The organism is Pseudomonas sp. LBUM1660, from assembly GCF_059695935.1.
On the sequence record NZ_CP166795.1, the window covers coordinates 1,220,161 to 1,234,552 of the forward strand.

12 protein-coding genes are annotated in these 14,392 nt (G+C 59.7%); 7 read left to right on the plus strand and 5 right to left on the minus strand.

The features are described 5' to 3' along the window. Nucleotides 1–81 precede the first annotated feature (81 nt). Nucleotides 82–363, plus strand: coding sequence for an HU family DNA-binding protein (locus tag ACA068_RS05590; protein ID WP_007905514.1), 282 nt, complete (start codon nucleotides 82–84; stop codon nucleotides 361–363). 209 nt (nucleotides 364–572) lie between these two features. Here ACA068_RS05590 and rlmF read toward each other — a convergent pair whose 3' ends face one another. The 5 genes from rlmF to ACA068_RS05615 all read right to left on the minus strand — a co-directional run bounded on the left by rlmF (nucleotide 573) and on the right by ACA068_RS05615 (nucleotide 7,311). Next, nucleotides 573–1,595 (minus strand): 23S rRNA (adenine(1618)-N(6))-methyltransferase RlmF, encoded by a 1,023-nt coding sequence (gene rlmF / locus ACA068_RS05595; RefSeq protein ID WP_497308251.1) that lies wholly within the window; start codon nucleotides 1,593–1,595, stop codon nucleotides 573–575. A gap of 229 nt (nucleotides 1,596–1,824) precedes the next feature. Continuing rightward, the gene (locus ACA068_RS05600; RefSeq protein ID WP_497308253.1) at nucleotides 1,825–4,671 is read right to left on the minus strand and encodes a valine--tRNA ligase; all 2,847 of its coding nucleotides are present in this window, start codon (nucleotides 4,669–4,671) and stop codon (nucleotides 1,825–1,827) included. A gap of 265 nt (nucleotides 4,672–4,936) precedes the next feature. Continuing rightward, entirely contained in the window at nucleotides 4,937–5,323 is a 387-nt protein-coding gene (locus ACA068_RS05605; RefSeq protein ID WP_497308255.1) for a DNA polymerase III subunit chi, read from the minus strand. A gap of 8 nt (nucleotides 5,324–5,331) precedes the next feature. Next, nucleotides 5,332–5,760: a DNA polymerase III subunit chi gene (locus ACA068_RS05610; protein WP_401329889.1), complete on the minus strand. Its 429-nt coding sequence runs from the start codon at nucleotides 5,758–5,760 to the stop codon at nucleotides 5,332–5,334. Nucleotides 5,761–5,820: 60 nt separating this feature from the next. Then, complete coding sequence (locus ACA068_RS05615) at nucleotides 5,821–7,311, minus strand: leucyl aminopeptidase (RefSeq protein ID WP_497308258.1); 1,491 nt, start codon at nucleotides 7,309–7,311, stop codon at nucleotides 5,821–5,823. 308 nt (nucleotides 7,312–7,619) lie between these two features. On the opposite strand from ACA068_RS05615, the gene lptF reads away from it, so the two are divergent. From lptF to era, 6 genes are all read left to right on the plus strand, one after another. After that, nucleotides 7,620–8,738 (plus strand): LPS export ABC transporter permease LptF, encoded by a 1,119-nt coding sequence (gene lptF / locus ACA068_RS05620; protein ID WP_497308260.1) that lies wholly within the window; start codon nucleotides 7,620–7,622, stop codon nucleotides 8,736–8,738. Beyond that, nucleotides 8,731–9,792, plus strand: coding sequence for an LPS export ABC transporter permease LptG (gene lptG / locus ACA068_RS05625; protein ID WP_497308262.1), 1,062 nt, complete (start codon nucleotides 8,731–8,733; stop codon nucleotides 9,790–9,792). Before lptF ends, lptG begins: the two co-directional genes overlap by 8 nt. A gap of 171 nt (nucleotides 9,793–9,963) precedes the next feature. Continuing rightward, nucleotides 9,964–11,763 (plus strand): translation elongation factor 4, encoded by a 1,800-nt coding sequence (lepA, locus tag ACA068_RS05630; RefSeq protein ID WP_008151572.1) that lies wholly within the window; start codon nucleotides 9,964–9,966, stop codon nucleotides 11,761–11,763. Nucleotides 11,764–11,768: 5 nt separating this feature from the next. Then, on the plus strand, nucleotides 11,769–12,623 hold the full coding sequence (lepB, locus tag ACA068_RS05635; protein WP_497308265.1) for a signal peptidase I: 855 nt from the start codon (nucleotides 11,769–11,771) through the stop codon (nucleotides 12,621–12,623). A 184-nt stretch (nucleotides 12,624–12,807) separates the two neighbouring features. After that, complete coding sequence (rnc, locus tag ACA068_RS05640) at nucleotides 12,808–13,497, plus strand: ribonuclease III (RefSeq protein ID WP_010463056.1); 690 nt, start codon at nucleotides 12,808–12,810, stop codon at nucleotides 13,495–13,497. After that, nucleotides 13,490–14,392 (plus strand): GTPase Era, encoded by a 903-nt coding sequence (gene era, locus ACA068_RS05645; RefSeq protein WP_010463054.1) that lies wholly within the window; start codon nucleotides 13,490–13,492, stop codon nucleotides 14,390–14,392. Before rnc ends, era begins: the two co-directional genes overlap by 8 nt.

Sequence of the window (14,392 nt, forward strand, 5' to 3'; positions counted from 1 at the left end):
GTGCCAGATCCAGAAGATCGGGCTCGATGGCTGACACTGCACTCTGCAATCCATATGAATTTGATAGGGAAGGAACACTACATGGCTCTTACTAAAGACCAACTGATCGCCGACATCGCTGAAGCTATCGACGCGCCAAAAACCACCGCGCGTAACGCTCTGGACCAACTGGGCCAAATCGTTGCCGATCAGCTGGAAAACGGCGGCGAAATCACTCTGCCAGGTATCGGCAAACTGAAAGTGACTGAGCGTCCAGCCCGTACCGGCCGTAACCCTTCGACTGGCGCTGCCATCGAAATCGCTGCCAAGAAAGTTATCAAGCTGGTTGTGGCCAAAGGCCTGACCGACGCTGTTAACAAGTAAGACGCAGTAAAAAAAGCCGTGCTCCGGAGCAATCCGGGCACGGCTTTTTTGTGTCTGCGATTTAGAGGTGCTCCCGCATACACCGCTAAACCCATTGTGGGAGCGGGCTTGCTCGCGAAAGCGGTCTTACATTCAATATTGATGCTGAATGTTATGGCCCTTTCGCGAGCAAGCCCGCTCCCACATTTTGATCTGCGTCGGTCAGTTACTCAGCTTTTCTTTACCCAGCGCTCGCGCCAGACCTGTTGCTCGGATTTGGTCTGGAAGGTCCACGCGACAAAGCGGCTTTGCTTCTGGCCCTGAGACATTTCCACGACCTGGCTTTCCAGAACACCGGCCTTTTTCAGCGCCGTCTGGATCGAAGGCAGGTTCGAAGCCTTCGACACCAGCGTGCTGAACCAAAGCACTTTGTGTTGGAAATGCGCGCTCTCGGCGATCAGTTGCGTCACAAAGCGTGCTTCGCCACCTTCACACCACAGTTCGGCCGATTGACCGCCAAAGTTCAGCACCGGCAGTTTGCGCTTCGGGTCGGCGCGGCCCAGAGCACGCCATTTACGCTCGCTGCCTTTGGTCGCTTCGTCCATCGAGGCATGGAACGGCGGGTTGCACATGGTCAGGTCAAAGCGTTCGCCGGGTTCGAGCAGGCCCAGCAGAATGTGCTTGGGATTGCTTTGCTGACGCAACTGGATGGCTTTGTTCAGACCGTTGGATTGCACGATGGCTTTGGCTGCAGCCACCGCCGTCGGGTCGATTTCCGAACCGAGGAAGTGCCAGCGATAGTCGCTGTAGCCGATCAACGGATAGACGCAGTTGGCGCCCATGCCGATATCGAGCACCTTGACCGGCGCACCGCGAGGGATTTCACCGTCGTTGACGCTGGCCAGCAGGTCGGCCAGGAAGTGCACGTAGTCGGCACGGCCCGGAACCGGTGGGCACAGGTAATCGGCCGGGATGTCCCAATGGGCGATGCCGTAGAACGACTTGAGCAGCGCTCGGTTGAATACCCGCACCGCATCCGGGCTGGCGAAGTCGATGCTTTCCTTGCCGTAAGGGTTGATGATCACGAACTTCGCCAGTTCCGGCGTGGTTTTGATCAACGACGGGAAGTCGTAGCGACCCTGGTGGCGATTGCGCGGGTGCAGGCTGGCCTTTTCGCGCGGCTCAACGGCTTTGGCCGGGGTCGCGGAGTCAGGCTTTTTACGCGCAGGGCGGGGTGTGCGGGGGGCGTTCATGGGTGTGGTCGATTCGGGTATGGCTGAAAGTGGCGGGTATTGTCCCACAGACAATGGCTGCGCGGGGATCCCGTAGGAGCGAGGCTTGCCCGCGAAGGCCGCGACACGGTCAATCAGGTACACCGCGTTATCGTTTTTCGCGGGCAAGCCTCGCTCCTACAGAAAGCGAAAAGGGCGGGCACAAAAAAGGGAGGCCACAAGGGCCTCCCTTTTTCATTGCGATTTGCCGTTACAAACTGGCAATCCGCGCATGCTGCTCCGCCAGCTTGCCCAAAGCCTGTTCTGCTTCAGCCAGTTTGGCGCGTTCCTTCTCGATGACTTCGGCCGGGGCCTTGTCGACGAAACCGGCGTTAGACAGCTTGCCGCCCACCCGCTGAACTTCGCCCTGCAGACGCAGGATTTCCTTGTCCAGGCGCGCCAGTTCGGCGTCCTTGTCGATCAGGCCAGCCATCGGCACCAGCACTTCCATCTCGCCCACCAGTGCGGTGGCGGACAGCGGTGCTTCTTCGCCGGCAGCCAACACAGTGATCGATTCGAGGCGAGCCAGCTTCTTCAGCAGGGCTTCGTTCTCGGTAAGACGACGCTGATCTTCGGCACTGACGTTTTTCAGGAACAGGTTCAGCGGCTTGCCCGGGCCAATGTTCATCTCGGCGCGAATGTTGCGCGTGCCGAGCATCAGCGTCTTCAGCCACTCGATGTCATCTTCGGCACCCTGATCGATGCGCGCTTCATTGGCCACTGGCCAAGGTTGCAGCATGATCGTCTTGCCTTCGATACCGGCCAGCGGCGCGACGCGCTGCCAGATTTCTTCGGTGATGAACGGCATGAACGGGTGCGCCAGACGCAGGGCAACTTCCAGCACCCGAACCAGGGTGCGGCGGGTGCCGCGCTGACGTTCGACTGGCGCGTTTTCGTCCCACAGTACAGGCTTGGACAGCTCCAGGTACCAGTCGCAATACTGGTTCCAGATGAACTCGTACAAGGCTTGTGCGGCCAGATCGAAACGGAACTGGTCGAGCTGACGGGTCACTTCGGCTTCGGTGCGTTGCAGCTGCGAGATGATCCAGCGATCCGCCAGGGACAACTCGTAGGCTTCGCCGTTCTGGCCGCAGTCCTCTCCCTTGTCCAGCACGTAGCGCGCGGCGTTCCAGATCTTGTTGCAGAAGTTGCGATAGCCTTCGACGCGGCCCATGTCGAACTTGATGTCGCGGCCGGTGGACGCCAGCGAGCAGAAAGTGAAGCGCAGGGCGTCGGTGCCGTAGCTGGCGATGCCGTCGGCGAACTCGTCGCGGGTCTGCTTCTCGATCTTCTTCGCCAGTTTCGGCTGCATCATGCCGGAGGTGCGTTTCTGCACCAGCTCTTCGAGCTCGATACCGTCGATGATGTCCAGCGGGTCCAGGACGTTGCCCTTGGACTTGGACATCTTCTGGCCCTGGCCATCGCGGACCAGACCGTGAACATAAACGGTCTTGAACGGAACCTGCGGCGTGCCGTCTTCGTTCTTCACCAGGTGCATGGTGAGCATGATCATCCGGGCAACCCAGAAGAAAATGATGTCGAAGCCAGTCACCAACACATCGGTGGAATGGAATTTCTTCAGGAATTCGGTCTGCTCAGGCCAGCCGAGTGTGGAGAACGTCCACAGGCCCGAACTGAACCAGGTGTCGAGAACGTCGTTGTCCTGTTGCAGCGCAACGTCCGGGCCGAGGTTGTTCTTGGCACGTACTTCGGCTTCATCGCGGCCGACATAGACTTTGCCCGACTCGTCGTACCAGGCTGGAATCCGGTGGCCCCACCACAGCTGTCGGCTGATGCACCAATCCTGGATGTCGCGCATCCACGAGAAGTACATGTTTTCGTACTGTTTCGGCACGAAGGCGATGCGGCCGTCTTCAACGGCAGCGATGGCCGGCTCGGCCAACGGCTTGGTCGATACATACCACTGGTCGGTCAGCCACGGCTCGATAACGGTCCCGGAACGGTCGCCTTTCGGCACTTTCAGGTTGTGATCGTCGATGCTGACCAGCAAGCCGGCGGCATCGAAGGCAGCCACAATCTGCTTGCGCGCTTCGAAACGGTCCAGACCGGCGTATTCGGCCGGAAGCGTGCCGTCGATGCTTTCGTTGAGCGTGCCGTCAAGGTTGAACACCTGACAGGCCGGCAGTACGGCGGCGTTCTTGTCGAAGATGTTCAGCAGCGGCAGGTTATGGCGCTTGCCGACTTCGTAGTCGTTGAAATCGTGGGCCGGGGTGATTTTCACGCAACCGGTGCCGAATTCAGGATCGCAGTAATCGTCGGCGATGATCGGGATGCGGCGGCCGATCAGCGGCAGCTCGACAAATTTACCGATCAGGGCTTTGTAGCGTTCATCGTTCGGGTTAACCGCGACGGCGGCATCGCCGAGCATGGTTTCCGGGCGAGTGGTCGCGACGATCAGATAATCGTTGCCGTCAGCGGTCTTGGCGCCATCAGCCAGTGGGTATTTCAGGTTCCACAGGAAACCTTTCTCGTCGTGGTTTTCCACTTCGAGATCGGAAATTGCCGTGTGCAACTTGGTGTCCCAGTTGACCAGACGCTTGCCGCGATAGATCAGGCCGTCTTCGTGCAAACGAACGAACGCTTCTTTAACCGCTTCCGAGAGACCGTCGTCCATGGTGAAGCGCTCGCGGCTCCAGTCGACGGATGAGCCGAGGCGGCGGATCTGACGGCTGATGTTGCCGCCGGACTGATCCTTCCACTCCCAGACTTTCTCGAGGAATTGTTCCCGGCCCAGATCGTGGCGATTCTGGCCCTGGGCTTCGAGTTGGCGTTCCACCAGCATTTGCGTGGCGATACCGGCGTGGTCGGTACCCGGTTGCCACAGGGTGTTGCGACCCTGCATGCGGCGGAAACGGATCAGTGCGTCCATGATCGCGTTGTTGAAGCCGTGACCCATGTGCAGGCTGCCGGTGACGTTCGGCGGCGGGATCATGATGGTGTAGGACTCGCCCGCGCCTTGCGGGGCGAAGTAATTCTCTGACTCCCAGGTGTTGTACCAGGAAGTTTCAATGGCGTGCGGCTGGTAGGTCTTATCCATGCGCGGCGGGACCCTATTGGCATTTATTCAGGAAAAGCCGGCAAGTATAGCGGGGCATGGGGCAGAGGGCGAGCAGGGGCGGACCGGGCGCAGATCAAATGTGGAATGATCCTGTGGCGAGGGAGCTTGCTCCCGCTGGGGCGCGAAGCGGCCCCGACAACAGCAAGTCAGGTGTGTCAGGTACACCGTGTGTTCAGGTTTTGCGGTTGCTTCGCAACCGAGCGGGAGCAAGCTCCCTCGCCACAGAAGCCCGCTCGACTCAGTGTTATTCGTACTGGCTGAGCAACCGTTCCATCCGCGCATCCAGCCGGCGCTTGATCTCGGTTTCGATATGCGGTGCGAAGTCGTCGATCACGTCTTGCATGATCAACTGCGCTGCCGCGCGCAGTTCACTGTCCAGGTGCAGCAAGGCGTCGGGGCCTTTGCTGGCCGCGGGTGCCGGTTGCGCGGCCGGGGCGGGGGGTGTCGGTTCGACGGTCTGCGACGCAGCGCTGACGGAGTCGAACAACATCGGAATCTGTTCCTGATCACCGTCATTGACCGTGTCGGTCAGCAGTGGCGGTTGCAGGTTGTCATCGCCGAGCAGTTGACGGATCGACTCGAGGTCGTCCAGCAGGTGCGCGGACTGTTGTTGCGGTTTTGGAGTGTCCATCGGAATGCTCAGAGTCGCTGTAAACGGTGATCTTGCAGAGGATAGCCCTGTTCGCGGTAGAAACGGAAACTCTCCCGCGCCGCCGCACGAATCGTCGGATCTTCCACCACCACTTCCGCTACGCGGGCGAACTTGTTGGCAAAGGCCGGGACTTTCAGGTCAAGGTTGACCAGCAGATCCTGATGCGGACCGCAGTCATCGCCAAGGCCCAGGACAATCAAGCTATCCGGCTCGCTTTCGGCAGGACCGTGAGGCACGAAGCTTTCGCCCTTGAAGGCCCACAAACGCGCGTCGAGATCCTCGCGTTGGGCGGCATCGCTGCAATGCAGGTAAATGCGGTGGCCCATGCGCCAGGCTTTTTCGGTGAGTTTGCAGGCGAAATCCAGCCGTGCCGATGGATCAGCGCTGGGCAGGATATAGAAGTCGACTTTGGTCATTGCGGTTCCTGAGCCCGGGGCTGCGTCACTCGAAAGCAACGCAGCCCGAGGTCATCGGTTTCAGGCTTTGGCGCGGTCCAGCAGGTATTGGGTCAGCAACGGAACCGGACGGCCAGTGGCGCCCTTGTCCTTGCCGCCGCTGGTCCATGCGGTGCCGGCGATGTCCAGGTGCGCCCAGTTCAGGTTCTTGGTGAAGCGCGACAGGAAGCAGGCGGCGGTGATGGTGCCGGCTTTCGGGCCGCCGATGTTGGCGATGTCGGCGAACGGGCTGTCCAGTTGCTCTTGATACTCATCGAACAGCGGCAGTTGCCAGGCGCGGTCGTCGGCGGACTTGCCGGCGCTCAGCAGTTGGCCGATCAGCTCGTCGTTGTTGCCCAGCAGGCCCGAAGTGTGGGAGCCCAGCGCGACAACACACGCACCGGTCAGGGTCGCAATGTCGATCACCGCTTGCGGCTTGAAGCGTTCGGAGTAGGTCAGGGCATCGCACAGCACCAGACGGCCTTCGGCGTCGGTGTTGAGGATTTCCACGGTCTGGCCGCTCATGGTGGTGACGATGTCGCCTGGGCGCGAAGCATTGCCGCTCGGCATGTTCTCGGCGCAAGCCAGGATGCACACCAGGTTGATTGGCAGTTTCAGCTCGAGCACGGCACGCAGGGTGCCGAACACACTGGCTGCGCCGCCCATGTCGTACTTCATTTCATCCATGCCGGCGCCCGGTTTCAGGCTGATGCCGCCAGTGTCAAAGGTGATGCCTTTGCCGACCAGTGCATACGGCTTCTCGGATTTCTTGCCGCCGTTGTATTGCATGACGATCAGGCGCGGTGGCTGGGCGCTGCCCTGGCCCACGGCATAGAACGATCCCATGCCCAGGTCCTTGATCTTCTTCTCATCAAGGACTTCGACTTTCAGGCTTTTGAATTCTTTGCCCAGGTTCTTCGCTTGCTCACCGAGGAATGTCGGGTGGCAGATGTTCGGCGGCAGGTTGCCCAGGTTGCGGGTGAACGCCATGCCGTTGGCAATCGCAGTGGCGTGGGCCACGGCGCGCTCGACTTCGGCCTGTGCAGCCTTGATGGTCACCAGGGTGATTTTCTTCAGGGCGCGAGGTTCGGCTTTCTGGCTCTTGAACTGGTCGAAGGTGTATTCACCATCCACCAGGGTTTCGGCCAGCAGGCGGGTCTTGCCGTAGCTGTCGCGGCCCTTGACCACGATTTCGTCGAGCGCCAGCACGGCGTCGGTGCCGCCCAGGCTTTTAAGGGTGTTGAGGACGCCGGCGATGATTTTACGGAACGGGCGGTCGCCCAGCTCTTCGTCCTTGCCGACGCCGACCAGCAGAACGCGTTCGGCCTTGAGATTCGGCAGGCTGTGCAGCAACAGGCTCTGGCCGACTTTGCCGGCCAGGTCGCCGCGCTTGAGTACAGCGCTGAGGGCGCCGCCGCTTAGTTCGTCGAGTTGTTTGGCAGCGGCGCCGAGCTTGCGGCCTTCGCCGACGGCGACCACCAGAGTGGCGGTCTTCAACGTTTCTGGGCTAACGCTCTTTACAACCAGTTCCATGTCCGGGTCCCTGAATGAATGGTCAACGTGCGCGGGCAAAAACGGCGGCGCACAGACGCTTGCTTATAGATAGAAAGACGCAGGTCTCGGCCCGCGACAAAGGCCGCAGTTTGAACCTCGCTCCCTGCGCCTGACAACCCTCGGTTGTACGATCTTCAACGCATTCCCCGCCTGCTTGAGCATGCGCAGTGACAGGCGCACTCAATCACAGGATAATGCGCCAACTTTTTCGGCGGCTCTGCCCTGCGGGCTGTCTGATACGTTTGCTTGTTTGGCCGCCTTAGCCTGACAACCCTGGAGTGTCTGGTTTGATTGTCTTCCGTTATCTGTCCCGCGAAGTCCTGTTGACCTTGAGCGCCGTCAGCGCCGTGCTGCTGGTCATCATCATGAGTGGGCGCTTCATCAAATACCTCGCCCAGGCGGCCTCGGGCCTGCTGGATCCGGGCTCCCTGTTCCTGATCATGGGCTTTCGTCTGCCGGGTTTTCTGCAGTTGATCCTGCCATTGGGCCTGTTTCTCGGGATCCTGCTGGCCTACGGTCGCCTGTACCTTGAAAGTGAAATGACCGTGTTGTCGGCTACCGGCATGAGCCAGCAACGTCTGTTTGCCATGACGCTGTTTCCGGCCACGCTGGTTGCGCTGGTCGTGGCCTGGCTGAGTCTGAGCCTGGCGCCACAAGGTGCCAATCAGTTCCAGCTGCTGCTGAACAAGCAGGATGCGCTGACCGAGTTCGATACCCTGGAGCCGGGTCGCTTCCAGGCGCTGCGTGACGGGACGCGGGTGACCTACACCGAAACGCTGTCGGATGATCGCATCAACCTCGGCGGCGTATTCATTTCGCAAAAGAACGTCTCGTCCGATAAGAAGGATCGCGGGATTTCCGTGCTGGTGGCCGAGAGGGGCCGTCAGGAAATCCGCCCTGACGGCAATCGTTACCTGATTCTCGATAACGGCTATCGCTACGACGGTAACCCGGGGCAGGCCGACTACCGGGCGATCAAGTACGAGGAATACGGCGTATTGCTGCCCAAGCCGGACGTCAGCGACGAAGTCACCGACCGCGATGCAATGACCACCCGTTCCTTGATCGGCAGCGATGACATTCGTTCGCGCACTGAACTGCAATGGCGCCTGTCCCTGCCGTTGCTGGTGTTCATCGTGACCTTGATGGCGGTGCCGCTGTCGCGGGTCAATCCACGCCAGGGCCGTTTCCTCAAGTTACTGCCGGCGATTCTTCTTTATATGGCTTACCTGAGCATCCTGATTGCCGCGCGCGGCGCCCTCGAAAAAGGCAAGATCCCGCCGGCGCTGGGGTTGTGGTGGGTTCACGCGATCTTCCTGGCCATTGGCCTGGGCTTACTCTACTGGGAGCCGTTGCGCTTGAAGATGGCGAGTCGCCGCAGTGCGCTGGAGGTGGCCCGTGGATAAGCTCGATCGCTACATTGGTAGCAGCGTATTCGTAGCCATCCTGGCGGTGCTGGGGATTATCCTTGGCCTGGCGACCCTGTTTGCCTTCATCGATGAGATGAGTGAGGTCAGCGACACCTACACCTTGGTGGACGTCTTGAGCTACGTCCTGCTGACCGCGCCCCGTCGTTTGTACGACATGTTGCCGATGGCGGCACTGATCGGTTGTCTGATCGGCCTTGGCAGCCTGGCCAGTCACAGCGAGCTGACGATCATGCGCGCTGCGGGCGTGTCGATCGGGCGCATCGTCTGGGCGGTCATGAAGCCAATGCTGGTGCTGATGGTGGTGGGAGTGCTGATCGGCGAATACGTCGCGCCGGCCACCGAAGTCACCGCTCAGGCCAACCGTTCCCTGGCTCAGGGTGGCGGCGATGCGCAGAGCGCCAAGCATGGTTTGTGGCATCGCCAGGGTGACGAGTTCATTCACGTCAACTCTGTGCAACCGAACGGTCTGCTGTACGGTGTCACCCGTTATCGTTTCGACAATGAGCGTCATATGCTGTCGTCCAGCTTCGCCAAGCGGGCGAAGTTCGATCAGGATCACTGGCAGTTGAGCGACGTGACTACCACGCTGTTCCATGAAAAGAGCACCGAAGTGGTCACCACCCCGGTCGAGCGCTGGGATGTCGCCTTGAGCCCGCAACTGCTGAGCACCGTGGTGATGTCGCCTGACACGCTGTCGATCAGCGGTCTGTGGGGCTACATCCACTACCTGGCTGATCAGGGCCTGAGCAACGGCCGTTACTGGCTGGCATTTTGGGTCAAGGTGTTGCAGCCGCTGGTGACCGCCGCGCTGGTACTGATGGCGATTTCCTTCATCTTCGGGCCGTTGCGCTCGGTGACCCTGGGTCAGCGGGTCTTCACTGGCGTGCTGGTCGGCTTCACCTTCCGCATCGTCCAGGATTTGCTGGGGCCTTCGAGCCTGGTGTTCGGTTTCTCGCCACTGTTTGCGGTGCTGGTTCCAGCGGGTGTCTGTGCCCTGGCCGGTGTCTGGCTGTTGCGTCGAGCCGGTTGATCAGGGGGTTTTCCCGACCTCGCCGGTGATAAAAAACGCCCCTGTCGCAAGACCGGGGCGTTTTTGTAGGCGCCGTCTGACCTGCGAACGTGACGCTTGCGCCGTGGATCAGGTACAATTCCCGGCTATTTTTCGGCGGGCTATGCCTGCAGCCTTTTTGAGTGTTGATCCGTGAGTGATTTGAGTCATATCCGCAATTTCTCCATCATCGCCCACATTGACCATGGCAAGTCGACGCTGGCCGATCGCTTCATCCAGATGTGCGGCGGCCTTGCCGAGCGCGAAATGGAAGCCCAGGTCCTGGACTCCATGGACCTGGAACGTGAACGCGGGATCACCATCAAGGCCCACAGCGTCACCCTGTATTACACCGCTCGCGATGGCATCAAGTACCAGCTGAACTTCATTGACACCCCGGGCCACGTTGACTTCACCTACGAAGTCAGCCGGTCGCTGGCGGCCTGTGAAGGTGCGTTGCTGGTGGTCGATGCCGGTCAGGGCGTTGAAGCGCAGTCGGTAGCCAACTGCTACACCGCGATTGAGCAGGGCCTGGAAGTGATGCCGGTCCTGAACAAGATCGACCTGCCACAGGCCGATCCGGACCGTGTGAAAGAAGAAATCGAAAAAATCATCGGCATCGATGCCACCGACGCAGTCGAGTGCAGTGCCAAGACCGGCCTGGGCGTCGACGAAGTGCTGGAGCGTCTGGTCAAGACCATTCCTGCGCCGACCGGCAACTACGAAGATCCGCTGCAAGCGTTGATCATCGACTCCTGGTTCGACAACTACCTGGGTGTTGTCTCCCTGGTACGTGTGCGGCACGGTCGTGTGAAGAAGGGCGACAAGATCCTGGTCAAATCCACCGGCAAGATCCACCTAGTGGACAGCGTCGGTGTCTTCAACCCGAAACACACCGCCACCGTTGACCTGAAAGCTGGCGAAGTGGGCTTCATCATCGCCGGCATCAAGGACATTCACGGGGCACCGGTCGGTGACACCCTGACCTTGAGTTCCACGCCGGACGTCGACGTGCTGCCAGGCTTCAAGCGCATTCAGCCGCAGGTCTACGCCGGTCTGTTCCCGGTCAGCTCTGACGACTTCGAAGATTTCCGTGAAGCCCTGCAAAAGCTCACGCTCAACGACTCGTCCCTGCAGTACACCCCGGAAAGCTCCGACGCCCTGGGCTTCGGCTTCCGTTGCGGGTTCCTCGGCATGCTGCACATGGAAATCATCCAGGAGCGCCTGGAGCGCGAGTACGACCTGGACCTGATCACCACGGCGCCGACGGTAATCTTCGAGCTGTTGCTGAAAACCGGTGAAACGATTTACGTCGACAACCCGTCCAAGCTTCCAGACCTGTCCTCGATCGAAGACATGCGCGAACCGATCGTGCGAGCCAATATTCTTGTGCCGCAAGAGCACCTGGGCAACGTCATTACGCTGTGCATAGAGAAGCGTGGCGTGCAGCACGACATGCTGTTCCTCGGCACGCAGGTCCAGGTGACCTACGATTTGCCGATGAACGAAGTGGTCCTCGACTTCTTCGACCGTCTGAAGTCCACCAGCCGCGGCTATGCTTCGCTGGATTACCATTTCGACCGTTACCAATCAGCTAATCTGGTGAAACTGGATGTGCTGATCAACGGTGACAAGGTCGACGCCCTGGCGCTGATCGTGCACAAGGATAACGCGCACTACAAAGGTCGCCAGTTGACCGAGAAGATGAAAGAACTGATTCCGCGCCAGATGTTCGACGTCGCGATCCAGGCCGCCATTGGCGGGCAGATCATTGCGCGGACCTCCGTCAAGGCACTCAGAAAGAACGTATTGGCCAAATGCTACGGCGGTGACGTTAGCCGTAAGAAAAAACTGCTTGAAAAGCAAAAGGCCGGTAAAAAACGCATGAAGCAAGTCGGCAACGTGGAAATTCCACAAGAAGCCTTCCTTGCGGTGCTCAGGTTGGATAGTTAGGTCCTATGTCACTAAATTTCCCGCTGTTGCTGGTCATCGCCGTGTTCGTCTGCGGCTTGTTGGCGTTGCTCGATCTGCTGTTCCTGGCGCCTCGGCGCCGGGCTGCCATCAACTCCTATCAGGGGAGTGTCAGCCAGGCTGACATGGTGGTCGTCGAGAAACTGAACAAAGAGCCGCTGCTGGTTGAATACGGCAAGTCGTTCTTCCCGGTGTTGTTCATCGTGCTGGTGCTGCGTTCGTTCCTGGTGGAACCGTTCCAGATTCCTTCCGGCTCGATGAAACCGACCCTGGACGTCGGCGACTTCATTCTGGTGAACAAGTTTTCTTACGGGATCCGCTTGCCGGTGGTCGACAAGAAAGTCATCGAAGTCGGTGATCCGCAGCGCGGCGATGTGATGGTGTTCCGCTACCCGAGCGATCCGAACGTCAACTACATCAAACGTGTGGTGGGCCTGCCGGGTGACCAGATTCGCTATACCGCCGACAAGCGTCTGTTCGTCAACGGCGAATCGATTGCCGAACAACTGGTCGGCTCCGAGCCGGGCACGCTGGGCAGTGCCGAGCTCTACAAGGAAAAACTCGGTGTCGCCGAGCACCTGATCCGCAAGGAAATGAGCCGCTATCGCGCATCGCCGGACCGTTCGTGGACCGTGCCGGCCGGGCACTACTTCATGATGGGCGACAACCGCGACAACTCCAACGACAGTCGCTACTGGGACGATCCGAGCATTCCCAAGGATCTGCTGGGCATGGTTCCCGACAAGAATATCGTCGGCAAGGCCTTCGCAGTCTGGATGAGCTGGCCGGAACCCAAACTCAGTCACCTGCCGAATTTCTCGCGGGTTGGCCTGATCAAGTAATCACACACGGCGCTGTTGAACACAGCGCCGAATGCATTTCTGGAGTCGACACAATCGGCGCCGAAAGCATGAAAACAATGATATTCAGGACGTAATTTTTGAACACAGCGTTAATTGTCCCAAGCCTGCGCCGCATCACGGCCATGGCGGTGGAATCCAGCCACGAACTCAGCGTGGGTAAACCGTGAGCGTCTCCTTAAGCCGTCTAGAGCGTCAGCTCGGCTACACCTTCAAGGATCAGGAACTGATGGTCCTGGCCCTGACTCACCGCAGTTTTGCCGGGCGCAACAACGAACGCCTGGAATTCCTCGGTGATGCCATCCTCAACTTCGTTGCTGGCGAGGCGCTGTTCGATCGCTTCCCGCTGGCTCGCGAAGGCCAGTTGTCGCGTTTGCGCGCACGTCTGGTGAAAGGTGAGACGCTGGCCGTACTGGCCCGCGGTTTTGATCTGGGCGAATACCTGCGCCTGGGCTCCGGTGAGTTGAAAAGCGGCGGGTTCCGTCGCGAGTCGATTCTGGCCGATGCCCTCGAAGCGCTGATCGGTGCGATCTACCTGGACGCCGGCATGGACATGGCGCGCGAGCGCGTGCTGGCCTGGCTGGCCGGTGAGTTCGAAGGCCTGACGCTGGTCGACACCAACAAAGATCCAAAAACCCGCCTGCAGGAATTCCTGCAATCGCGTGGTTGCGAGCTGCCGCGTTACGAAGTGGTGGATATCCAGGGTGAGCCGCATTGCCGGACGTTCTTCGTCGAATGTGAAATCACCTTACTGAATGAAAAAAGCCGAGGTCAGGGTGTGAGTCGTCGTATTGCCGAACAGGTAGCGGCCGCCGCAGCACTGATTGCCCTGGGTGTGGAGAATGGCAATGACTGATTCAACTGCAACTCGCTGTGGCTATGTTGCCATCGTCGGCCGTCCCAACGTGGGCAAGTCCACGCTGCTGAACCACATCCTGGGTCAGAAGCTGGCGATCACCTCGCGCAAGCCGCAAACCACCCGCCACAACATGCTGGGCATCAAGACCGAAGGCGCCATCCAGGCTGTCTACGTCGACACCCCGGGCATGCACAAGGGCGGCGAAAAGGCTCTGAACCGCTACATGAACAAGACCGCTTCGGCGGCGTTGAAAGACGTCGACGTGGTGATCTTCGTGGTGGATCGCACCAAGTGGACCGACGAAGACCAGATGGTCCTCGAGCGCGTCCAGTACGTGACCGGCCCGCTGATCGTGGCGCTGAACAAGACCGATCGCATCGAAGACAAAGCCGAACTGATGCCGCACCTGAGCTGGTTGCAGGAGCAACTGCCGAACGCGCAGATCATGCCGATCTCGGCCCAGCACGGGCACAACCTTGAAGCGCTGGAGCGGGTGATTGCCGGTTACCTGCCGGAAAACGATCACTTCTTCCCGGAAGACCAGATCACCGACCGCAGCAGCCGCTTCCTCGCCGCAGAACTGGTGCGCGAGAAAATCATGCGCCAGATGGGCGCCGAGCTGCCGTACCAGATCACCGTCGAAATCGAAGAGTTCAAGCAGCAGGGCAAGACCCTGCACATCCATGCCTTGATCCTCGTCGAACGTGACGGCCAGAAGAAAATCATCATTGGCGACAAGGGCGAGCGCATCAAACGCATCGGCACCGAGGCGCGCAAGGATATGGAATTGCTGTTCGACTCCAAGATCATGCTTAACCTGTGGGTGAAAGTGAAAGGCGGCTGGTCCGACGACGAGCGCGCATTGCGTTCGCTGGGTTACGGCGACCTGTAA